Origin of the sequence: Nereida ignava (assembly GCF_047114695.1) — a bacterium.
GTDB classification, from domain to species: Bacteria; Pseudomonadota; Alphaproteobacteria; order Rhodobacterales; family Rhodobacteraceae; genus Nereida; species Nereida ignava.
This window is the reverse complement of sequence record NZ_CP112885.1, coordinates 1,908,112-1,929,579: the sequence shown is the minus strand read 5'-3', so window position 1 is coordinate 1,929,579 and position 21,468 is coordinate 1,908,112. Positions and strand designations below refer to the sequence as shown.

The following is a 21,468-nucleotide window of genomic DNA, read 5'->3' as shown; positions in this document are numbered from 1 at the left end:
TTTGCACTGGGGCTAATAGGGTGAGTACTTGACCTGTCCTTACCTACGTTAATGATTTCAATGGAAATCGCGCGACTTTGGGATGATACGCGCGTTACGCGGATGACCCCTGATCCCAACCTGTCCGGGAATGGGATGGGTCGGATGGTCGCCGCGCGTTTTGGTTTCGGGCAGTTGTGCGTCCGATAAGCCCAACAGACGATCACTGCGATCTTGCAGATCATCGGCAACCACATGGATGACGCGCCCATCGGTTTGTACATGACCTTTGACGACCAATAGGCGTGCGGACATGATTGTTGGCCGGTACGTCTTGAACAGCTTGGGCCAGATCACGAGGTTTGCGACACCTGTTTCATCCTCAAGCGTGATAAAACAAACTCCCTTTGCACTACCTGGTTTTTGGCGCACCAATACCAATCCCGCCAGCGACACCTTTTGCCCATGATACATACGGCCCAAGTCAGCAGAGGACACGAACCCTTGTTTGCGTAGGCTGGCCCGGTAAAATGCTATCGGATGAGCCTTGAGCGACAGGCGCAGGGTTTGATAATCAGCGACAACATGCTCGGCCTTGGCCATTGCGGGCAACGCGACTTCTGGATCAGGTCCACGTGCGCTGATATCTGCGTGTTCAAAAATCGGCAACGCGGGTGCATCTTTAAGTGCTTGTGCCTGCCATAGCGCATTACGGCGATCGCTACCTGTGGAACGGAATGTATCTGCGGCGGCCAAAGATTTAATAGCCTTTGTGTCAATACGCGCACGTTCTTTGATATCTGCAAGACTATCAAAGGGCCGATCCCGCGCCGCCATAATGCGTAAGGCGGCATCTTCGCCCAAGCCATTCACCAGCCGCATCCCCAGTCGCAGAGCAAAGCCGCCGTCCGATGGTTCCAATGTGCAGTTCCAATCGGAATAGTTCACATCGACCTCGCGCACTTCGACTCCGTGATCACGGGCGTCGCGCACGATCTGGGCAGGCGCGTAAAACCCCATGGGCTGGGAATTCAGTAAGGCGCAGGCAAAAGCCGCCGGATAATGGCATTTCATCCAGCTTGAGACATAGACCAGTTTAGCAAAACTTGCCGCGTGGCTTTCTGGAAAGCCGTATTCGCCAAAGCCCTTAATCTGGTCAAAACAGCGTTGCGCGAACACAGGATCATAGCCGCGTTTCACCATGTTCCCGACCATCTGGGATTGCAGTGCTTCAATGGTCCCGCGTGACCGGAATGTCGCCATTGCCTTGCGTAGGACGTTGGATTGGGCGGGCGTGAATTTGGCCGCGTCCATTGCGATTTGCATGGCTTGTTCTTGGAAAATCGGCACGCCAAGAGTGCGGCTTAGGATTTTGAACAGCTCATCTTGCGGGTGTTGTGGACCTGGTGCTGGATAAACTACGCTTTCTATACCCTGCCGCCGCCTCAAATAAGGGTGCACCATGTCGCCTTGAATTGGGCCAGGACGCACGATGGCAACCTCAATCACGAGATCATAGAATCTACGAGGGCGCAGTTTTGGCAGCATCGCCATTTGTGCACGGCTTTCGACCTGAAACACACCAAGGCTGTCACCCTTGCACAGCATATCATAGGTGGCGGTATCATCCTGCGGCACAGTGGCTAATTCAAACTGCTGATCGTAATGCGCATCAATCAGATCAAAGCATTTGGCGATGCATGTCAGCATCCCAAGCGCCAGAATATCCACCTTAAATATACCAAGTGCCTCGATGTCATCCTTGTCCCATTCGATAAAGCTCCGTTCTGGCATAGCCCCGTTACCTATGGGGACAATTTCAGTCAGGGGCCGTTCTGTCAGGATGAAACCACCCACGTGCTGGGACAGGTGGCGCGGCATACCGATCATTTGTTGGGCCAACTTCAACACGATCCGAAGGTAAGGGGCAGACAGATCAAGTCCCGCCTCTTTGGCGCGATCATCATCTAATTGCCCCTCAAAACTGCCCCAAACAGTACCTGCAAGTTTTGATGTAACATCTTCTGACAACCCCATCGCTTTACCGACCTCACGAATGGCAGACCGGGGGCGATAATGGATAACCGTTGCACAAAGCCCCGCGCGATGGCGACCATATTTGCCATACATGTATTGGATAATCTCTTCACGGCGCTCGTGTTCAAAGTCTACGTCGATATCGGGAGGCTCATCACGTTCTTCGCTCAGAAAGCGTTCGAACAGCACGCTGGTTTCATTCGGATCAACAGACGTAACCCCAAGGCAAAAGCACACCGCAGAATTGGCCGCCGACCCGCGTCCTTGGCACAGAATGGGGGGCGTTGCTTCTTCTCGAGCAAAGCGAACAATATCATGGATCGTCAGAAAATAACGCGCGAGTTCCTTACTCTTGATCAGCGCAAATTCTTTATGGATCAGGGCGATAACATGTTCCGGTGTGCCATCTGGATAGCGGGTTTTCGCCCCCTCCCATGTAAGCTTTTCTAACTGATCTTGGGCTGTCTTTCCCGCCGGCACAATTTCATGCGGGTACTCATATCTGAGATCTTTCAGCTGAAACCTGATCTTATCTGCAAGTGCGCGCGTTGCAGAAATTGCGTGTGGCCAGTCAGCAAACAAGCGGCACATCTCGGTGGGTGATTTCAGGTAGCGTTCTGCGTTTGCCCCCAACAGAAAACCGGCATTAGGCACAGTCACACCTTCACGGATAGCGACCATCACATCTTGTAAAGGGCGGCGATCCGGCGCGTGGTATAGCACATCGTTCGTAGCCAGAATTGAAAGGTTATGCGCACGCGCCAAGCGATCAAGCCGATTGATCCGCGCCCGGTCATCCCCGCGATATAGAAACGACGCACCGATGTAGTTCATATCAGGCAAGGCTTTGGTCAGACGGGGTAATCCGGCTGCAAACACATCGAGATTTTCGGGTGGCATGACGATAAGATGCAGCCCTTGCGCATGATCGCGCAGCATTTCCAGCGTCAGATGCGTTTCACCTTTATCCTGCCACGCACCGTCAGCGGTTTGCATTTTTCCCTTGGATAACAGCGTAGACAATCGCGCATAGGCATCACGATCTTGCGGGTAGGCCAGCAATTCTGTGCCACATAACAATACCAACCGCGCCCCTATCAAAGGCGTGACGCAGGCTTTGGCGGCCTCTGTATGGATGCGGACTACACCTGCCAGAGTGTTGTGATCTGCAATGCCGATACGATCGTAACCCAGCAAATTGGCTGTTGCCGTCAAATCGCAAGCATCAGACGCGGCGCGCAGAAACGAAAAACAACTGGCCAGTCCGAATTCTACATAGGGGCTGGGGGGATGCCATGTGAACTGGTTATCTTCGCCTAAGGTGCGGCGTGGGTGCCCTTCTTGCAGAGGCATTACGCGAAAAACCCGTGCATAAACCAACGTGGCTCCGCCCCGCGCCCGTCATTAATCACCCCTTCGCGGTACAGCCAAAAGCGGCGACCATCCTGCACTTCAACTTTATAATAATCGCGCAACCGCGTACCCGGTTTGTCGCGCCACCATTCGGGTGCGATGCGTTCAGGACCCGTGTGACGAGTTGATTTATACAGCATTCCGCGCCAGCGAAATTGCGAAGGCGGGCCTTCGGGAACGGCATAAATCACGCGGACCTCTTCGGGAGGATCAAGGACACGGATGGGCCTATCGCGCAACAGTTCTGGCGCAGCACTGGGGGCACCTTGCAAGGCGGGGACGCGGCCCTCAACACGTTCGGGCACATGACTTTCGCACCACGTCGACCAAGTGACTTTGTCTCGCCCCAACCGGGCGGTTAGGCGATCCACCAGCCCCGCAATATCTTTTTGTGGGTCGCGTTTCCCATCCAGATTTTCCTGAATTCGTAACACAGGTTCAACGCGCAGTGCCTCAAGCGTCAGCAGATCAAAACCGAAACCGGGATCAATATCGTCTAATTTTCCGTCCAATAGACGCAGAAGATGGGCGGGATCTCGGCTGGCATTGGCGGTGGCCAGCTGCACCGTGCGACACTCGCTATCAATGCGGTAGATGGTCAGAAGTAACTGACGCACCCCTTTTTCGACGTCCGCTAAACTTCGGCACAGATCGTCAACGAGCGCTTTAAGATGCGGCATAGGGTCAATCACGGGTTCAGCCAATCGGGCGCGGGCCATAAACCGCGCGTTATCTGGCGGGGCATTCAACGGATCAGGGCTGTGGCCCATGGCGCGGTCTAGCAAAATTAACGGATTGCGATCCGCTGCAACATTTGCAAACCGCTGCATCATGGCAGCCCGCGGAATAGCGGCAAGCGCACCGATGGTTTTAATACCCAAGCGATGCAGCAATCTGTCCATATCTGACGTGATACGCAGCGCGGTCACAGGTAGCGGGGCCAAAGCGGTGATGATATTTTGCTGCGTGCTGATTTGATATGGCGCGCCAAACCGTGCCAACATATTTGCCGCAAGTGGCGTTGGGGCCATTGCGACCCGCGCAGCCAGCCCCTGCATTGCAAAACGTTGCACCATATCGCGCAACATTCGCGCTTCGCCCCCAAACAGATGTGAGGCACCCGTCACGTCAAGATAAAGCCCGTCTGTCCCATCCTGTGCCGTCCAAGGACACCAGCGACGCGCCCAATGCACAAGGTGCTGCATGAGGGCCTGATCACCGTCTAAATCCGCACTTTCCACATGCAGATCAGAATGGATTGCCTGAACGTCCACTACGCGGTCCCCACGATTGATCCCCCGATCCTTGGCCGCAGTGCTTAGACTGTAGACAACAGGACCATGCGTACCATTGCGGGACAGGACCACAGGCACATCATGACTCGGTACCGATCTGTACTGACTGGCCACACGCCTCCAACGATCCAGCGTCAGATCGGGGAACCAGACTGAAACGATTTGTTGTGTGGGCTGCTGTTGGGTCATATTGCGCCACCCAACGCCCTTGCGCGCGGCCCCTTGCACGAAACAAATCTAAATCCCATTGCGCTACACCCGGCGCCTGCGGGTCGTTCGGATTGAGCCGCGAGGGGAGCGACCCTACCCGCCAACGTGCCCGCGCCGCACTCAACACGCCAGGATCGCCACTGCGGATCAGATATAGGGGTACGCCAGACGCCTCCGCCCGCATCACAAGCCGTTTGGTGGCAGTGAAATCTAGCACGGCTGGCGCGCCATGCACCTCGCCAATTACAGCGCTTAAACCGGCACACGTCGCAGCCTCCTCCATAGTCCAAAGCACATCGCGTGGATGGCTGACAGTGACGCGCAAAATGGGCTGGGTGCTGCGTAACGCGCGTAGCCCCGGAGCATAAAGTTGCCCAGCCTCGCGCCGCGCCGCGTAATCCTGCACCCAAACAATCGGCTGATCGGATTGGCCAAGTTCGGCCAACACTACGCCAATTGCCCCCCCATCCGCCGCCGCGTTGCACAGCACGTCTGTCAGAGCGGGCCGCCCAAAGGTGACCTGCTGCGGAAATTGCAAAACCTGCCCATATGACGAATCGCTGACCATACACCAACTATAATGTTCACGTTATGTTCCTGCTAGCAAACTAGATGAGATAATTTGAGTGCCAATTGAAATAGGAATGGATTGCTGGACCAAACCTGCGCGGCAATTGGCGACGTTGTGAAGTTGGGGCCAGAAAACGTCAAAAGCGGATAGGTTCGATAAGCACACCAAAACCGGCACATACGCAGTTTCACACTTATCAAACGTACCCGCATGGCTTGAGGCATCCGATGCCGTGTAAGCCGCGATAGATGCGGCGCGCGCCATATGACCTACCTGGCCGCACGCGGCGCTGCCAGCCGACCGGAAAAGAGCGCAGCATCTTGTTTTTCATGCGCCTGCAATAGCGCCGGACTGAAACAATTGAACGCCCAAGGCATCCATAAAGGCCGTGTGCCTATTTTCAAAGAAAACGGGGCCGATCCAGAAAAACGCATGGCGATTTTAAGCTGCGAAACGCACAGCGAAGCCGCGCACTACAGCCAATCTGCCGACCTGATAAAAACCGTAACGGGAGTACAAAGGTCCAACTCACTTTATCGAGTTGGAACAAACGCCGAATAATCTAATAAAATCAATGGGGTTTCTACATTTGGCGGACCGAGGAGGATTCGAACCCCCGACCCCTTGATTCGTAGTCAAGTACTCTATCCAGCTGAGCTATCGGTCCACTGGCGCCGAACTACCGTTGCTCAGCGCGCGTTGCAAGCCCTAAAAATGAGGTTTTCCAAATTACTCTGCTGCCGCTGCCAAAGTGAGATCAGATTTTGGCAATTGGATCAGAAAACATGTGCCTTCTGGTCCAGAAGCCTCAAGCGACAGATCCCCTCCGTGCCCCCGAATAAGTTCAAGACTTATGATTAAGCCCAATCCAGTACCGCCTTTGCGCGCGTTCCCCTCAAACGCCTTAAAGAGATTCTCTTGCGCTTTAAGCGGCAGGCCTGGTCCCGTATCTTTAACGCGGATTGTCCATTCGTTGGGGGTTTCATCGGCACAGATCATAATCTGAGCGGGTTTGCCCGTTGCGACAATCGCCTGCCGCGCATTGCGCACCAAGTTTCCAACGACGCGGTAAAGCTGTTCTGCATCCGCACGGATCATCATGCCAGCGGGCGTATCATCAACCAAATCAAGGGCAAAATCTCCCACAGCAAGTTGCTCGCTGGCGATGACGTCTCCCACAACATCGGCCAATGCAAAGCGATTCAGGCTGGGGGCGGCTTCCTCTGCCCGTCCAAACGCAAGGGTCGCTTCGCATAAATTAACCGCGCGCGTGATTGAGTTGACCAGCTTCGGGGCAAGACGCGCAACAGTGGGGTCCTCTGACATTTCAATGCGGTCCGTAAACAGCTGCGCCGAAGTCAAAATGTTACGTAGGTCATGGCTGATTTTACTCACTGCGCCACCAAGTTGAGCAAGACGATCTTTTTGCTTCAAAAGATGCGTTAGCTGTTCTTCAAGGGTAGCCAAAGCCTCTTCAGCTTCGCGAAGCTCAGTTATTGAGGCCGTCGGCTTGATCACTTTGCGCGCATCCTCTGGCGCACTTTGATAGTCTTTCATTGCGGAGACGAAGTTATTGATTGGGCGAACAAGCCCCCACTGAACCGCAACAAACAAAAGCCCCGCAGTGACAACGGAAATAAGCAGCGACAGGCGCAGAATATTCAACCCGTAAGACACCATCGCGTCGCGTAAGCTCGCTGTGCCAAGGGTTACCTCAATCAGCGTGCCTGCATCATTAACTGGATTGCCGATGATCCGGATCACGCGTGGCTCTGGGTCCACAAAACGGTGCAACGCATCACCAATCAACACCCACGCAGACGGGCTACGCAAATCAAACGTCTCATGAATAGGGCTGGGAATGGTTGTCGAAAGCGCAAGACGGCGCACTTGGTCACGGCGCAGAACAACATTATAAATGCCCGCGTTGCGCAGCAACTCTTCTTCGGTTTCAACGCTAATCATATCATTTTCAAGTGTGGCAAGCGACGCAATCTGCGCACGTTCAAGACGCGCCAATAGATAGTCCTCTCTGAACCGCGCAATCGACGGAACAAAGATCAGCACTTCCGCCAACATCACAAAAATTATGGTCAGGAGCAAAAAGCGTCCCGAGAGAGATTTAATCATACATCCTCCGCCCCACGGGCCGATATTGGCCTAGGGTATCACACGCTGCACGAACCGCACCACACGTTTCACCATGGCGCTATCGAACAACTTGGGGCTGAAGTATTGGCCAGCAGCGCGTTTGTTGATTTCGGCAATCGTGGGATAAGGCAAAACCGTGTTGGCAATGGCGGACATCTTGAGACCATTGGCAATTGCCATGGCCCACATGCCAATCAATTCACCCGCATGAGCACCCGCAATAGAGGCACCGACAGGCTTGCCTTTGACTACCATCACTTTGATCAGACCTTTGGTTTTGCCTTCGGCAATGGCGCGGTCATTCTCGTGATACGGAAAGCGCACAACAGTCAGCTTATCGCCGTGTACATCACGGGCCTGCGCCTCGGTTTGGCCAACTTGCGCAAGTTCAGGGTCTGTGTACGTGGCCCACGGAATGTGGTGCGTACTGGCCTTTGCAGGCAAGCCAAGAACCAGACTGCGCACCAAAACGCCTGCGTGGTAGCCAGCCATATGTGTAAACTGCAACCCGCCAGCAACATCACCAGCAGCATAAACGCGGCGATTTGTGCTTTTGAGATTGGCATCCACCTTGATGCCCGTGCGATCATACTCAACACCTGCCGCATCCAGATTAAGTTTGTCGATATTCACTTTGCGACCAACAGCCACAAGAAGATGAGAGCCGGTAAAATCACCCTTAGGCGTGTGTACGGTAATGTTGCCATTTGTGCCGCTAATCTTTTCGGCTTGGGCTTGCTCAATAATCTCCACGTCTTCTGAACGTAAATTATCAAGAACGACGGCAGCCATTTCAGGATCATCTTTTCCCATGGCTTTGGCACCTTCGATAACTGTAACTTTACAGCCTAGTCGGCGGTGCGCCTGCGCCATTTCCATCCCGATCGGCCCGCCACCGATAACAATGAGATGCTCTGGCTGATCTTGCAGATCAAAGATTGTCTCATTGGTAAAATAGGGCACATCATCAATGCCGGGGATTGGTGGCACAAACGGGCCTGATCCTGTTGCAACCACAACACGCCGCGCCGTTATAACCGTATCACCAGCCTGCACTTCGGTGGGCGAAATGAATTTGCCGTACTCACGAATAACGCGCACACCAACACCTTCGAACCGCTCTTGGCTATCAACGGGTGCTATAGTGTCAATTACGCTACGCACATGATGCTTTGCAGCAGCATAGTCCACTTCAGGCACAACAGGTGTCACCCCAAAAACCGCACCTGCCCCCATAGCGTGGGCATGTTTGCCGGCCGCAATCAAAGCCTTGGACGGCACACAGCCAAAGTTTAGGCAATCGCCCCCCATCAGATGGCCCTCAAGCAGCGTAACATCCGCGCCCATTTGACTGGCGCCATAGGCAAGTGAAAGCCCCCCAGAGCCACCGCCAATAATCAAAATATCCGTCTTTAATCGCGTACTCATAGTCACAGTCCTTGCTTGCCGCGAACGGCTTTGATCAGAATTGGCAATGCCGCCAGAACACAAAGGCCAATAATGGGGCCGATGATTTGTGGCTCAAAAATAATGCCAAGATTAGGTGTTTCGCCGCGCTCAAAAACAGCGCCCAAGCCAGCTCCAACAGAGGTATAAACCACAGAGCCTGGAATGATCCCGAAGAATGTAGAAATCATGAAGCGCCGTAGCGGCACTTCCAGAAACGAGGGCACAAGGTTAGCCACGAAAAAAGGTACCGCCGGTACAAGACGTATCAAAAAAAGCATCGACCATTGGTTTTCATCGATGCCATCCTTGATTTTCTTGACTATCCCGTCACTTGCCTCAAGCCTTGCACCCAGCTTTTCCCCGAAGCCCCATCTGGCGGCCATAAAGATTGCCGTGGCACCCAACGTGGCAGCGGTCATGTTGAAAAGCGCGCCAGGGAAAGTCGCAAACAAGAAACCACCAGTCAGGGTGGCGATCGTTGCCCCCGGAAGACTAAACGCGACGATCAACGTGTAGATGACTATGAAGCCAAGCACCGTGCCCACGTAATTGCTATCACGAAATGCCAGCAACGCCTCGCGGTTGTCAGCCAACGCTTGGAACGTCAGGTAATCTTTCAAAGTGAATGCCCCCGCAACGGCAACGGTGCCGATCAGTAGAATAGGAAGCATGCGGCCAATGCCGGTTTTGTCAGTTTCAGTAGCATCAGTCATGTGTCAGGGCTTCTTTGCATAATTTATTGCGTTGGGCCCTGAATGGCGGGTATTGGCCAAATACCCTAGGCGCAAAGCATGATTGTCACGCGCCATTGATGGGAAACGGACAAATGTTACAGTTTTGCGTGATCTTGTGTGAGGTTCCGCGAATAATTGCAACAAAACACGCGTGATCTGAATTGACAGCTCGGCTGACCCGCTCTAGAGACAGGCTTCTAATTCAAACGGCCTTCGAATCTATTCAATAGGTTTGGGCCAGATTCTGAGGACCGCGATATGAAACGCACCTACCAACCATCGAACCTTGTTCGCAAACGCCGCCACGGCTTCCGTTCGCGCATGGCCACCAAAGCTGGCCGTAAGATCCTGAACGCACGTCGTGCGCGCGGCCGCAAGTCGCTGAGCGCGTAAAGTACGCGCGGCGCCAAATGGCATCGCATACCACATTTGACAAAGTCGCCTCGGACATTCCGCAGGCGACTTTTTCTCGTTCAGGCAAACCGTTAGAGGTTCTGCGCAAACGGGCTGATTTTTTAGCAGCAGCACGCGCCAAACGACAAGGCACAACCGGCGTGCACCTACAGGCCCGCCCACGCGGTGACGACGGCCCAGCGCGCGTTGGCTTCACCTGCTCCAAAAAAGTCGGCAATGCCGTGGCCCGCAACCGCGCCAAACGCCGGCTGCGCGAAATTGCGCGACTAATTCTAACTAATGAGGGGCGCGCAGGCTGGGACTATGTGCTGGTTGGGCGCGCCCAGATTACCGCAACCCGCGATTTCAACGACCTAGGCGCTGACCTTCAATACGCGCTAAAGCGGGTTCATGACCAATGAGCCCCCTCGCCTTCGTACTAGCCCTGCCAATTCGTGCATACCGTCTTATTTTCAGCCCTTGGGTCGGGTTCAACTGCCGCTATCAACCCACCTGTAGCGCTTACGCCCTTGAGGCACTGCAAACACACGGCGGATTAAAAGGCGGCTGGCTTACCATTCGCCGGATCGGACGCTGCCACCCGCTTGGACGTGACGGTTACGATCCCGTCCCCAAGCCAGCCAACCAAAAAGATGAAACGGATCAGCAATGACTGACGCTTCGCCAGCCCTCGATGTGCCCAACGACATTCACCCGCTTTTCAACGCCGCCCCCAAAACGACCGAATTCAAAAAGCTTCGCAAGCGGATCATCCGGCAAACCCGCGAGGCAATTGATCAATACGGCATGCTTGATCCGCGTGAACCCAAACAGAAATGGCTGGTATGTTTGTCGGGTGGTAAAGACAGCTACACTCTGCTTGCTGCACTTTATGAGTTGCAATGGCGCGGGTTGCTTCCTGTCGATCTACTCGCGTGCAACCTAGACCAAGGCCAACCCAACTTCCCCGCGACCGTGTTGCCAAAATTTCTGCAGGAAATGCAGGTTCCCCACCGTATCGAGTACAAAGACACCTACTCAATTGTCATGGATAAAATTCCGCAGGGCCGGACGTTTTGCTCGCTCTGTTCACGCCTAAGACGCGGAAATCTTTACCGCATTGCCCGTGAAGAAGGATGCTCAGCCGTCATTTTGGGACACCACCGCGATGACATTCTTGAAACCTTTCTGATGAACCTGTTTCACGGTGGAAGACTTTCAGCGATGCCACCGAAGTTACTCAATGAAGACGGGGGTTTGTTCGTCTACCGTCCTCTTGCTCATGTCGCTGAAGCGGATTGCGAGGCGTTTGCCAAAGCTCTCAACTACCCGATCATTCCGTGTGATTTATGCGGAAGCCAAGACGGCCTTCAACGCCAACAGATCAAACAAATGCTCGACACTTGGGAGGCCAACAGCCCCGGGCGACGCCAAACCATGTTCCGAGCACTAGCCAACATAAATCCTGCTCATATGCTGGACACAAATCTCTTTGATTTCTTGGGGCTCAATAGCAATCAGTCCCAATTTTCATCAAACTCTTTAGATAATTAACTCTCACGTTAAGCAATCACGAAGATTCTGTATCGTATCCAATCACGAAAGTAATGGTGGAGCGGCGACAGAATGGGCTATTGGGCGAACATACGCGAGGTTTTGCGACATAGCTGCGTTGCGCTTAGCCCGCTTCTGCCATTGATGGGTCAACTTCTTGGGGAAGCCAAAGGCCTGTGGATCGGAACTGCGCTTGCCTGTGCTGTGATTATTGCAGCATTGCTTCGCAAACAGCGCCTAGCTCTCTCACCTCCCCCTAGAACAGCGCAAAGCCTTAATTCAGCACTTGAACGTGCGATTTCCGAACGCGCACTAACCCACAAAAACAGCCTATGTTTGGCCCTGCAACTTGACGATCTTAATACCATTAAAGATATCCACGGTGTTGCAGGCGCAGAAACTGTCTGTGCGCAAGCGTTGGCCAACATTGCGGGTGTTCTTCGCGATGCTGACACCGCGCAGGCGTCTGACGATGGTCCCATCATTATCGTAATCGGCTCAGACCCAAGGCTTGATCTTGAAGCGGCGTTACAAATCGCCAACCGTATTCAGACCGCAATCGCACAGCCCTATTTGGTCGATAACGCTACTGTTTTGTGTTCGGCCTCAATCGGCTTCGCTTTGCTGTCGCGCGTTTCAAAGCAAACACCACAGGCATATCAATCCGCCGCCATTACCGCGCTTATGGATGCTAAACGCCAAGGTCCCGGCGCAGTACGCGCGTATTCTCCAGAGCTTACGATACCAGCCAAACATCAAATGTCGCGGAATGCGCAGGTTTTTGATGCTCTTGAAAGCGGTGCAATTACTGCGTGGTTTCAACCGCAAGTACGCATCGCAACAGGCGAAATATCTGGATTTGAAGCGCTTGCCCGATGGCATCACCCAAACAGTGGCCTCATCCCGCCGTCGGATTTCTTGCCAACACTCGAAAATGCGGGGTTAATGGAGCGACTGAACGAACGAATGCTACGCGCGAGCTTTTGCGCACTCAAGGATTGGGACCAACAGGGGGTCAATATCCCACATGTCTCGGTGAACTTCGCGAGTGATGATTTACGCAACCCAAAGCTTGTCGAACGGATCGAATGGGAGCTTGATCGCCAAGACCTAAGCGCTGATCGGCTTTGTGTTGAGGTGCTTGAGACAGTCATGGCTGGTAGCGGCGATGACATCATTCACCACAACCTTGCGCGCCTATCAGATATTGGCTGTTTGCTTGATTTAGATGATTTCGGCACAGGCCACGCTTCAATCGCTGCTATTCGCAGATTTGGAATTGACCGACTAAAAATCGACCGATCGTTCATTACCAAAGTTGATAGCGAGGCAGCACAAAGTAAAATGGTTCGGGCAATTATATCCATGGCGAATGAGCTCGGGATTGAAGCACTGGCTGAAGGTGTCGAAACCCTTAGCGAGCATGCCAAACTGGCCCAGATAGGTTGCCATCACGTTCAGGGCTTCGGGCTAGCAAAGCCGATGCCCTTGGAGGAAACCCCTGCATGGATTCGCGCCCACAAGACCAAAGTAACAAACGTACAGTCGCTGACACAGCGGTTTGCCTGAAACGGTGCGCATCAAACTTGTCTTATTGTCGCTCACACGTTCGAAAAAGCCCTTTCCCCTTGACGTTTGGCCCTCATAAAGGTTCAACCGCCCCACTAGATTTAGAGACTGGCGGGCGACAATGGACGAGCAAAATAGAAATCTGATCTTGGCAAGTGTTCTGTGCCTTGCGGTTATTATCATTTGGCCGTTTCTCGTGCCGCCACCCGCCGAGGCACCGCAGCCCGCAGTGGCAACCCAAGAGACCAGCACCATCGCACCTGCAGCAGCCCCCGTTACTGCGCAACAGCGAACAGCCCCAGAGGAATTAGCCGAAGGGCGCACGGACGCTCCACGCATCGCGATCGATACCAAAGAATTGTCCGGCAGCATTTCACTGCAAGGTGGCCGTATCGACGACCTGGCTCTGAAATCATATCAGACGTCTCTCGACGAAGGTGCCAGCATCGTGCGACTGTTCCGCGGCACCGATGGACCCGAAGCGTTTTATGCTGATTTTGGTTGGGCTCCCGGCGGCGCGTTGGGTTTTGAGGATGTCCCGACAGCAACAACGATTTGGAACGCAGACGCAAGTGCGACACTCACGGAGAATACCCCCGTGACCCTTAGCTGGGATAACGGCAAGGGCCTTGTCTTTACCCGCGTCATTTCAGTTGATGAAAACTTTATGTTCAGCGTCGAACAGTCCGTGACAAACACAGCAGATGCCGCCGCGCGTCTCGCCCCTTACAGCGCGCTCATGCGGCATGGAATTCCCACAACGCTTAAGAACTTCTTCATTATCCACGAAGGCGCCATGCGCCAGACGGGTGAGGAACTGTCCGAGTATGACTACGACGACATCTCCGACTTTGACCGCGATGACCGCTGGGGCGCGACCGCCGATGTTGCGCAAATCCAACAAAACGGCTGGCTTGGTTTCACCGATCACTACTGGATGTCGATGCTTATCCCCGCAAGCGCGCAGCAGTTTACGGGCGTTTTGCAATATAACGAAGCGCGCAACACGTTCCGGTCCGAAGCACGCCTGCCAACGGTAGACCTTGCTGCGGGCGAAACCATTTCTGTCAGCACACAACTTTTTGCTGGTGCGAAAGAATGGGAGACCATCCGCAATTACGAAAATGACGGCGGCATCTACAATTTCCTCGACAGCATCGATTGGGGTTGGTTTTTCTTCCTGACCAAGCCGATCTTTGCGGTACTACACTGGCTCAACGCCGTGATCGGGAACATGGGCTGGTCCATTATCGCCCTGACGCTTTTGATTAAGGCAATTTTGCTACCACTCGCCTATAAATCATACGTATCAATGGCCCGCATGAAAGAGCTTCAACCAGAGATGGAGAAGCTGAAAGAAGCGGCGGGTGATGACCGCGAGAAAATGCAAAAGGGCATGATCGAGCTCTACAAAAAGAACAAGGTAAACCCAGCCTCGGGTTGTTTGCCAATCTTGATGCAAATCCCGATCTTCTTCTCACTCTACAAAGTGATTTTCGTCACGATCGAATTGCGCCACGCAGAATGGATCGGTTGGATTCGTGACCTTTCGGCACCGGACCCCTCCTCCATCCTGAACTTGTTCGGCCTACTGCCATACGCAACACCTGAGCCAACAAGCATCTTTTACATCCTGTCGCTTGGCGTATTGCCTATCATTTTGGGCATCTCAATGTGGCTACAACAAAAACTGAATCCGGCGCCCACAGACGCGACCCAAGCGATGATTTTCGCATGGATGCCATGGGTCTTCATGTTCATGCTTGGCAGCTTTGCCAGCGGTTTGGTCATCTACTGGATTGCGAACAACACGATCACATTTAGCCAACAGTACCTGATTATGCGCAGTCAGGGCATCAAGCCGGACGTCTTCGGAAACATCAAAAAAGGCTTCAGCCGTAAGTCGAAAACGGAAGAAACCTAATGCTTCGGATCGCGGCCCTTTGGCGGCACCCCATCAAGGGCCACGGTCACGAAGCGCTCAGCACGTCTGATTTCATCGCTGGCAAGACGATGCCGTGGGACCGTAAGTGGGCAGTCGCCCATGAAGCGGCCAAGACTGATGGCAGTACATGGGCAAGTTGCGCAAACTTCAGCCGCGGTGGAAAAGCACCACAGCTGATGGCCGTGCGTGCGATTACTGATACAGACACTGGTATCGTGACCCTATCGCACCCGGATGCTCAAACACTTAGCTTTGATCCGGATGGCGACACGGCGGATTTTTTGGCATGGTGTAAAAACTTAATGCCGCAAGACCGCGTCCAATCGGTGAAGGTCGTACGTGCAGACGTCGGCATGACTGATACACCCTACACATCGATCTCCCTTCTGAACACGGCCAGTCTGGCAGATCTAAGCGAGAAAATCGGCGCAGATATGGCCCAAACCCGCTTTCGTGGTAACATCTGGATCGATGGCGCAGAACCATGGGACGAGTTTAATTGGATAGGCAAAGAAATCCGTATCGGCACCGCCGAATTCGAAGTGGTTGAACCAATCACCAGATGCTTGGCCACGCACGCCAACCCACAAACAGGCGAGCGCGATGCAGATGTGCTCAACACCTTAACGCAGCATTGGGGCCACAAAGATTTTGGCGTCTATTTGCGCGCAACCAAATCTGGCCATGCGTCAGTGCAAGACAAAATTGAGTTTCTCTGAAATGGACATGCAATTCACACTGGCCGAAGAGCCAACTCCACAAGAAGTCGAAGCCGCACGGGTATTTTTCGCAGGTGAGACCGACTTTTTGAAAGGCGTCGTCGCGATGGATGGCATGCCAATGGCCGACCGCATGGAAGTCTGTTTCGCAGGCCGATCGAATGTTGGTAAATCCAGCTTGATCAACGCGCTTACCGGACGCAAAGGTTTAGCACGTGCATCGAACACTCCGGGCCGCACCCAAGAGATTAACTTCTTTACGCTAACCGAAAGCCACTACCTTGTGGATTTACCGGGCTATGGCTTTGCAAACGCACCGATCCCGATCGTTGAAAAGTGGCAGCGCTTGCTCAAGGCTTACCTTTCAGGCCGTGCAAGTCTTCGAAGAGCGTTTGTTTTGATTGATGCGCGCCACGGGGTGAAGCCCGTCGACGAAGAAATCATGACCCTACTCGATAAATCGGCAGTAACTTTTCAATGCGTTCTGACCAAAACCGACAAGGTAAAGGGCGGCGCAAAGGACAAGATGCTGGAACAAGTCAAATCGAAGCTGGCCAAGCATCCCGCGTCCTACCCAGAGATCATCATGACCAGCTCGGAAAAAGGTGACGGCATCGCCACTCTGCGGCACATCATTCACACCCTCACCTAATCTTACCTTGGCAGGCATCACGTTCCCCAGTACGAACAAGCGCCAAGAGGACACCGACATGAAAAAGCAGAACGCCATGAAAAGCGATTGGATCGCCACCGCCAGCACCCTCAGCAAAGCGCTGCCCTACTTGCAACGCTATGATGATGCGATTGTAGTGATCAAATTTGGTGGTCACGCTATGGGCAGCGATGAGGCTATGGAAAGCTTTGCGCGCGATATCGTTTTGTTGCGGCAAGTCGGTGTGAACCCTGTGATCGTTCATGGTGGTGGACCGATGATCAACGAGATGCTCGATAAGCTGAGCATTCAGTCGGACTTTGTGAACGGCAAACGCGTTACAGACGAAGCCACAGTTGAAGTGGTCGAGATGGTATTGTCGGGCCGTGTAAACAAGAAAATTGTCCAAGCGATTAACGCCCAAGGCGGCAAGGCCGTCGGCCTGTCAGGTAAAGACGCGGGGCTGATCACCTGCACGCAAACAAACCCTGATCTGGGCTTTGTCGGAACGCCGTCAGAGATTGATACAAGCGTATTGCACACGCTTTTTGAGGCCGGTACAATTCCTGTGATCGCTCCGCTTGGAGCTGGCGCCAACGGTGAAACATTCAATATCAACGGTGACACAGCCGCAGGTGCAATCGCTGCGGCGCTTAAGGCGGACCGCTTATTATTGCTCACGGATGTGGCGGGCGTGAAAGACGCAAGCGGCGAGGTCGTGACTGACATCACCGCCGATCAAATCCGGGAACTTACCAAAGAAGGCGTGATTGCCGGCGGTATGATCCCGAAAACCGAGACCGCCCTTGCGGCCATAGAAGGCGGCGTGCGCGCGGTGGTAATCTTGGACGGACGTGCGCCAAATGCTTGCTTGCTCGAACTGTTCACAGACCACGGTGCCGGTTCAATCATCCGCCGCTAGCGCTTCACAAAGTCGTGGCTTGTCACGCGCCATTCACTGAGGCACCTTTGCGGCATGGAAAATGAAGCACTCATTCGTCTAACGATCTTTATCGGGCTGTTCGCGATTTTCGCGAGTGTCGAGGCATGGGCTCCTCGCCGTAAGCGTGTTCAATCACAGCCACAACGCTGGCTGACGAATTGGGGCATCACCCTGCTGGATACGCTGACGTTACGTGCGCTTTCTGTCGTCCTGCCCCTGCTTGCCGTGGGCGCCGCGTTCGATGCAGAGCGCTTGGGCTGGGGGCTTTTCAATCAGGTAAGCTTGCCCTTTGTAATTGAGTTAGTCCTTGTCTTGTTGATCTTCGACTTCGCGATTTGGGCCCAGCATTTGATCACACACAAGGTCCCGTTTTTGTGGCGTATTCACAGGGTTCACCACGCCGACCGCGACCTTGATGTAACGACAGCCATTAGATTTCATCCCGTTGAGATAGCCTTCTCAATGCTGCTGAAAGTTGGGCTGGTCTATGCATTGGGGCCTGCTGGCGTAGCCATCGTGATTTTCGAGATTATTCTGAACGGCTGTGCCATGTTCAACCATGCGAATATCAACATCCCCCAGCCCGTTGACCGCATACTGCGCAGAATTTTGGTCACACCGGACATGCACCGCGTTCATCACTCGACCGACCGTGCGGAACACGACAGTAATTACGGGTTTTCGCTGTCGATTTGGGATCAGCTGTTCGGAACCTACATCGCGCAACCCAAAGACGGGCACAGCGATATGAACATTGGCTTGGAATGGCAGGACAACCGGCCATCACAGCTGGGTTGGAGCCTTGCTCTACCATTTCGCCGTCGATGAACCTTGCGCATCTAAGTGCTGAGGCAGCGCCGCATGGCCTTTTCATTATGGCAGAATGCCCTGATCTCGAAGGCAATGGCACCATCGTTCTGATTGGGGCGGATGCAACGTTCTGGGATGTTTTCACCAAATCGCCAGAATACAAAAACAACGTGCCAGACCCTGTTGATACATGGTCCAAGCGCATCATTACTCGCCTAGCTGATGGGCGGCCAACGGTTTACCCATCTGATGGTCCGCCGTACGCGCCATTCATCCAGTGGGCGCTTGGGAGTGACCAATTCTTCCAGAGCCCTGTTGGGATGATGGTCCACCAAAAAGCCGGATTGATGGTCTCTATTCGCGGTGCGATTAAGCTATCCCAGCCTTACTTGGTACCTACGCCATCCGCCCCGTCTCCTTGCATAACCTGTGCCGAGAAACCCTGTCTGACCGCCTGTCCAGTCGGTGCATTGGGACAGGACACCGCTTACGATGTACCTGCATGTAAGGCTTATCTGAACAGCGCTGAGGGCACTGACTGTATGACACAAGGGTGCGCAGTAAGACGGGCATGTCCGGTCAGCCAGCGCTTTGACCGCCCCGCGGCCCAATCCGCCTATCATATGAGCGTCTTCGTTTAGGCACAAAAAAGGGCGCCTCAAAGCGCCCTTTTCTAATCAGTTCACCGCAATGGTGCTGATACCTTAGTGGCCCAAAATTTGGCTGAGGAACAACTTGGTACGGTCTGATTGTGGGTTCTCAAAGAACTGCTCTGGCTCATTTTGCTCGACGATCTGGCCTGCATCCATAAAGATCACACGGTTTGCAACTTTGCGCGCAAAACCCATCTCGTGGGTCACACAGAGCATTGTCATGCCTTCTTCCGCAAGCTCGATCATAGTGTCGAGAACCTCGGCAATCATCTCAGGGTCAAGCGCAGAGGTCGGCTCGTCAAACAACATGATACGTGGCTTCATGCAAAGTGAACGCGCGATTGCAACACGTTGCTGTTGACCACCAGAAAGCTGACCGGGATATTTATCCGCTTGCTCTGGGATCTTCACCTTTTCAAGGAAATGCATCGCAATCTCTTCGGCTTCTTTCTTTGGGGTCTTGCGAACCCAAATCGGTGCCAACGTGCAGTTCTCAAGAATTGTCAGGTGCGGGAACAAGTTGAAGTGCTGAAAGCACATGCCCACTTCTGAGCGAATAGTGTCGATGTTTTTCAAGTCAGAAGACAACAACGTACCATCAACAGTGATGGTGCCTTTCTGGTGCTCTTCAAGCGCGTTGATGCAACGGATCAGCGTCGATTTACCAGAACCGGACGGCCCACAAATAACGATACGTTCGCCACGGTTTACAGTCAGATCAATGTCGCGCAGCACGTGAAACGAGCCGTACCACTTGTTCATCTGATTGATTTCGATGGCGACCTCGTCAGAGACCTTCATTTGTGAAATTTGAGACATATCAGGCGCTCCTTAACGATGGCCAGTTTGAAGCTGACGTTCCAGCCATTGTGAGTATTGCGAAATTGAGTAGCAAACGACGAAGAAAACTGCCGCAGCAAAGAGGTAGACTTCCCAGTAGATCGAAATCCAGTCTGTTGACTGTTGGATCGGACCACGGATCATGCCGACGATATCGAACATTGAAATGACCGACACAAGTGTGGTGTCTTTGAACAAACCAACGGCCACGTTCACGATGCCCGGGATTGAGATTTTCAACGCCTGAGGCAAGATGATGAGACGTGTCGCTTGGGTGTAGTTCAAACCAAGACTATCTGCCGCCTCATATTGGCCCTTGGGTAACGCCGCCAAGCCACCACGGATCACCTCGGCGATATACGCCGCAGAGAAGGCTGTGATCATGATGATCACGCGCAGGATCAGGTCGATCGAGCTTTCAGGTGGGAAGAAATACGCCAGCATAACGTTTGCCACAAACAGCAACGTGATCAAAGGTACGCCGCGAATGAACTCGATGAATACTACGCAAACACCTTTGATAAGGGGCATGTTCGACTGACGCCCAAGCGCCAGCACAACACCCAGCGGAATGGACAAGGACACGCACACCGTGCCGAGGATCATGCAGAGCATGTAGCCGCCCATATCGCGGGACGCGACTGCTTCAAGCTCGATCGGAACAACGCTATTGATCGCGGCTGAGATCGGTCCCAGCCCGTAAACCATCAACGCATAGAGACTGAACAATGTGGTAACGATTGTGACCAAGCCACCATCTTCATAGCTGTTGTAAATCGCATAACCCACAAAGATGCCCATCGGGATAAAGAACGCGTAGGTGAAAATCGCGGCGATCATAAAGACAAACCCAGCCACTGTGGAAACGATGCCTTCCCCTGCGCTTACATTGCCAGAGATAAACCAAAGCTCTTGCGCACCAAGGTACAGTAGATAGCCAAGGCCGATGCCTGACAGCGCACCAACAATGCCTGCAACGACTTGGCGCAACGAAACGCTTAGGCCCTCAATGAACAAATAAATCGCGGCGGTTACGGCCAATAGACCAAGGATAACCACAGGCACCCAAACTGAGCCGCCCCAGATCAACCAATACGCAACGAAAGGATAGAGCGCTGTCGCAATCAAAAGTTTACGCGGCAAATACATCGCGAAAAGCGCTGGCATTGCGCAAACCACCAAAAGGACAAACGCCAAAGTAGGGCGCCAATATTCAGTGGCGGGGTATTTGAACCCAAAGAGTAGGTGATCCCAACGATCAACCAACACGGCAAAGCACGCAGAACCTGCAGTGCCCGCATCGGCCATAATGTTACGGCAATCCTTGATGCTTGTGGCGTCCCAAACACCATTCCAGAACCATGGGAACACACCCATGATGAAACGGGCGATAAGCAGAAATGCGATGACCGTCATGACTGAGTTAACCCAGCCAGAAAACAGGTTTTCACGCATCCACTTTACAGGTCCGGTTTCGCCCGCAGGCGGCGGTGAAGCGGGGATTTCAGAGTTGCGAACGAAGGCAACAGATTGGGCGTTTGTATCGCTCAT

At 53.5% G+C, this 21,468-nt stretch carries 20 protein-coding genes and 1 tRNA gene; 12 read left to right on the top strand and 9 right to left on the bottom strand.

Annotated elements, in window-relative coordinates; genetic code table 11:
* Window positions 1–57: 57 nt before the first annotated feature.
* Genes OLX08_RS09545 through OLX08_RS09535 form a run of 3 tightly spaced genes read right to left on the bottom strand, consistent with a single transcriptional unit; the run spans window position 58 to window position 5,502 of the window.
* Window positions 58–3,369 carry an error-prone DNA polymerase gene (locus OLX08_RS09545; RefSeq protein ID WP_391481080.1) on the bottom strand — a complete coding sequence of 1,104 codons (3,312 nt, stop codon included), beginning with the start codon at window positions 3,367–3,369 and terminating at the stop codon, window positions 58–60.
* Window positions 3,369–4,913: a Y-family DNA polymerase gene (locus tag OLX08_RS09540; RefSeq protein WP_391481079.1), complete on the bottom strand. Its 1,545-nt coding sequence runs from the start codon at window positions 4,911–4,913 to the stop codon at window positions 3,369–3,371. The genes OLX08_RS09545 and OLX08_RS09540 overlap by 1 nt, the downstream gene beginning before the upstream one ends.
* Window positions 4,804–5,502, bottom strand: coding sequence for an ImuA family protein (locus tag OLX08_RS09535; protein ID WP_391481078.1), 699 nt, complete (start codon window positions 5,500–5,502; stop codon window positions 4,804–4,806). The genes OLX08_RS09540 and OLX08_RS09535 overlap by 110 nt, the downstream gene beginning before the upstream one ends.
* A gap of 267 nt (window positions 5,503–5,769) precedes the next feature.
* Between OLX08_RS09535 and OLX08_RS09530 the strand changes: the two genes are divergently transcribed.
* Complete coding sequence (locus OLX08_RS09530; protein ID WP_391481077.1) at window positions 5,770–6,066, top strand: hypothetical protein; 297 nt, start codon at window positions 5,770–5,772, stop codon at window positions 6,064–6,066.
* Between the two features lie 29 nt (window positions 6,067–6,095).
* Here OLX08_RS09530 and OLX08_RS09525 read toward each other — a convergent pair.
* The 4 genes from OLX08_RS09525 to OLX08_RS09510 form a co-directional block, all read right to left on the bottom strand.
* Window positions 6,096–6,172 (bottom strand) — tRNA-Arg (locus tag OLX08_RS09525).
* Between the two features lie 62 nt (window positions 6,173–6,234).
* On the bottom strand, window positions 6,235–7,635 hold the full coding sequence (locus tag OLX08_RS09520; protein WP_391481076.1) for a sensor histidine kinase: 1,401 nt from the start codon (window positions 7,633–7,635) through the stop codon (window positions 6,235–6,237).
* 30 nt (window positions 7,636–7,665) lie between these two features.
* A complete protein-coding gene (locus OLX08_RS09515) occupies window positions 7,666–9,084 on the bottom strand; it encodes a dihydrolipoyl dehydrogenase family protein (protein ID WP_391481074.1) in 1,419 nt (472 codons plus the stop codon).
* A gap of 2 nt (window positions 9,085–9,086) precedes the next feature.
* A complete protein-coding gene (locus OLX08_RS09510; protein ID WP_391481073.1) occupies window positions 9,087–9,818 on the bottom strand; it encodes a TVP38/TMEM64 family protein in 732 nt (243 codons plus the stop codon).
* A 279-nt stretch (window positions 9,819–10,097) separates the two neighbouring features.
* On the opposite strand from OLX08_RS09510, the gene rpmH reads away from it, so the two are divergent.
* The 11 genes from rpmH to OLX08_RS09455 all read left to right on the top strand — a co-directional run bounded on the left by rpmH (window position 10,098) and on the right by OLX08_RS09455 (window position 19,065).
* The gene (rpmH, locus tag OLX08_RS09505) at window positions 10,098–10,232 is read left to right on the top strand and encodes a 50S ribosomal protein L34 (RefSeq protein ID WP_048599009.1); all 135 of its coding nucleotides are present in this window, start codon (window positions 10,098–10,100) and stop codon (window positions 10,230–10,232) included.
* A gap of 17 nt (window positions 10,233–10,249) precedes the next feature.
* Window positions 10,250–10,654, top strand: a complete 405-nt coding sequence (rnpA, locus tag OLX08_RS09500; RefSeq protein WP_391481072.1) for a ribonuclease P protein component — start codon at window positions 10,250–10,252, stop codon at window positions 10,652–10,654.
* Window positions 10,651–10,905 (top strand): membrane protein insertion efficiency factor YidD, encoded by a 255-nt coding sequence (gene yidD, locus OLX08_RS09495; RefSeq protein ID WP_048599010.1) that lies wholly within the window; start codon window positions 10,651–10,653, stop codon window positions 10,903–10,905. Before rnpA ends, yidD begins: the two co-directional genes overlap by 4 nt.
* Window positions 10,902–11,786: a tRNA 2-thiocytidine(32) synthetase TtcA gene (ttcA, locus tag OLX08_RS09490; protein WP_391481070.1), complete on the top strand. Its 885-nt coding sequence runs from the start codon at window positions 10,902–10,904 to the stop codon at window positions 11,784–11,786. The genes yidD and ttcA overlap by 4 nt, the downstream gene beginning before the upstream one ends.
* 144 nt (window positions 11,787–11,930) lie before the next feature.
* Complete coding sequence (locus OLX08_RS09485) at window positions 11,931–13,355, top strand: putative bifunctional diguanylate cyclase/phosphodiesterase (RefSeq protein ID WP_412535652.1); 1,425 nt, start codon at window positions 11,931–11,933, stop codon at window positions 13,353–13,355.
* A gap of 121 nt (window positions 13,356–13,476) precedes the next feature.
* Window positions 13,477–15,279: a membrane protein insertase YidC gene (gene yidC / locus OLX08_RS09480; RefSeq protein ID WP_391481066.1), complete on the top strand. Its 1,803-nt coding sequence runs from the start codon at window positions 13,477–13,479 to the stop codon at window positions 15,277–15,279.
* Window positions 15,279–16,019 (top strand): MOSC domain-containing protein, encoded by a 741-nt coding sequence (locus tag OLX08_RS09475; RefSeq protein WP_391481065.1) that lies wholly within the window; start codon window positions 15,279–15,281, stop codon window positions 16,017–16,019. Before yidC ends, OLX08_RS09475 begins: the two co-directional genes overlap by 1 nt.
* A 1-nt stretch (window position 16,020) precedes the next feature.
* Entirely contained in the window at window positions 16,021–16,671 is a 651-nt protein-coding gene (yihA, locus tag OLX08_RS09470; protein WP_048599014.1) for a ribosome biogenesis GTP-binding protein YihA/YsxC, read from the top strand.
* A gap of 58 nt (window positions 16,672–16,729) precedes the next feature.
* A complete protein-coding gene (gene argB / locus OLX08_RS09465) occupies window positions 16,730–17,593 on the top strand; it encodes an acetylglutamate kinase (RefSeq protein ID WP_048599015.1) in 864 nt (287 codons plus the stop codon).
* Between the two features lie 54 nt (window positions 17,594–17,647).
* The gene (locus OLX08_RS09460; protein ID WP_391481063.1) at window positions 17,648–18,442 is read left to right on the top strand and encodes a sterol desaturase family protein; all 795 of its coding nucleotides are present in this window, start codon (window positions 17,648–17,650) and stop codon (window positions 18,440–18,442) included.
* The gene (locus OLX08_RS09455; protein ID WP_391481062.1) at window positions 18,439–19,065 is read left to right on the top strand and encodes a ferredoxin; all 627 of its coding nucleotides are present in this window, start codon (window positions 18,439–18,441) and stop codon (window positions 19,063–19,065) included. The genes OLX08_RS09460 and OLX08_RS09455 overlap by 4 nt, the downstream gene beginning before the upstream one ends.
* Before the next feature lie 63 nt (window positions 19,066–19,128).
* Here the strand turns inward: OLX08_RS09455 and OLX08_RS09450 are convergent, their stop codons facing one another.
* The gene (locus OLX08_RS09450) at window positions 19,129–19,896 is read right to left on the bottom strand and encodes an amino acid ABC transporter ATP-binding protein (RefSeq protein ID WP_048599018.1); all 768 of its coding nucleotides are present in this window, start codon (window positions 19,894–19,896) and stop codon (window positions 19,129–19,131) included.
* Between the two features lie 12 nt (window positions 19,897–19,908).
* On the bottom strand, window positions 19,909–21,468 hold the full coding sequence (locus OLX08_RS09445) for an amino acid ABC transporter permease (protein ID WP_391481060.1): 1,560 nt from the start codon (window positions 21,466–21,468) through the stop codon (window positions 19,909–19,911).

Bases quoted from the DNA above. Each gene is read 5' to 3' on its own strand.
- OLX08_RS09545 (WP_391481080.1), bottom strand. From the start codon at position 3,369: ATGCCTCTGCAAGAAGGGCACCCACGCCGCACCTTAGGCGAAGATAAC.
- OLX08_RS09540 (WP_391481079.1), bottom strand. From the start codon at position 4,913: ATGACCCAACAGCAGCCCACACAACAAATCGTTTCAGTCTGGTTCCCC.
- OLX08_RS09535 (WP_391481078.1), bottom strand. From the start codon at position 5,502: ATGGTCAGCGATTCGTCATATGGGCAGGTTTTGCAATTTCCGCAGCAG.
- OLX08_RS09530 (WP_391481077.1), top strand. From the start codon at position 5,770: ATGACCTACCTGGCCGCACGCGGCGCTGCCAGCCGACCGGAAAAGAGC.
- OLX08_RS09520 (WP_391481076.1), bottom strand. From the start codon at position 7,635: ATGATTAAATCTCTCTCGGGACGCTTTTTGCTCCTGACCATAATTTTT.
- OLX08_RS09515 (WP_391481074.1), bottom strand. From the start codon at position 9,084: ATGAGTACGCGATTAAAGACGGATATTTTGATTATTGGCGGTGGCTCT.
- OLX08_RS09510 (WP_391481073.1), bottom strand. From the start codon at position 9,818: ATGACTGATGCTACTGAAACTGACAAAACCGGCATTGGCCGCATGCTT.
- rpmH (WP_048599009.1), top strand. From the start codon at position 10,098: ATGAAACGCACCTACCAACCATCGAACCTTGTTCGCAAACGCCGCCAC.
- rnpA (WP_391481072.1), top strand. From the start codon at position 10,250: ATGGCATCGCATACCACATTTGACAAAGTCGCCTCGGACATTCCGCAG.
- yidD (WP_048599010.1), top strand. From the start codon at position 10,651: ATGAGCCCCCTCGCCTTCGTACTAGCCCTGCCAATTCGTGCATACCGT.
- ttcA (WP_391481070.1), top strand. From the start codon at position 10,902: ATGACTGACGCTTCGCCAGCCCTCGATGTGCCCAACGACATTCACCCG.
- OLX08_RS09485 (WP_412535652.1), top strand. From the start codon at position 11,931: ATGGGTCAACTTCTTGGGGAAGCCAAAGGCCTGTGGATCGGAACTGCG.
- yidC (WP_391481066.1), top strand. From the start codon at position 13,477: ATGGACGAGCAAAATAGAAATCTGATCTTGGCAAGTGTTCTGTGCCTT.
- OLX08_RS09475 (WP_391481065.1), top strand. From the start codon at position 15,279: ATGCTTCGGATCGCGGCCCTTTGGCGGCACCCCATCAAGGGCCACGGT.
- yihA (WP_048599014.1), top strand. From the start codon at position 16,021: ATGGACATGCAATTCACACTGGCCGAAGAGCCAACTCCACAAGAAGTC.
- argB (WP_048599015.1), top strand. From the start codon at position 16,730: ATGAAAAAGCAGAACGCCATGAAAAGCGATTGGATCGCCACCGCCAGC.
- OLX08_RS09460 (WP_391481063.1), top strand. From the start codon at position 17,648: ATGGAAAATGAAGCACTCATTCGTCTAACGATCTTTATCGGGCTGTTC.
- OLX08_RS09455 (WP_391481062.1), top strand. From the start codon at position 18,439: ATGAACCTTGCGCATCTAAGTGCTGAGGCAGCGCCGCATGGCCTTTTC.
- OLX08_RS09450 (WP_048599018.1), bottom strand. From the start codon at position 19,896: ATGTCTCAAATTTCACAAATGAAGGTCTCTGACGAGGTCGCCATCGAA.
- OLX08_RS09445 (WP_391481060.1), bottom strand. From the start codon at position 21,468: ATGAGCGATACAAACGCCCAATCTGTTGCCTTCGTTCGCAACTCTGAA.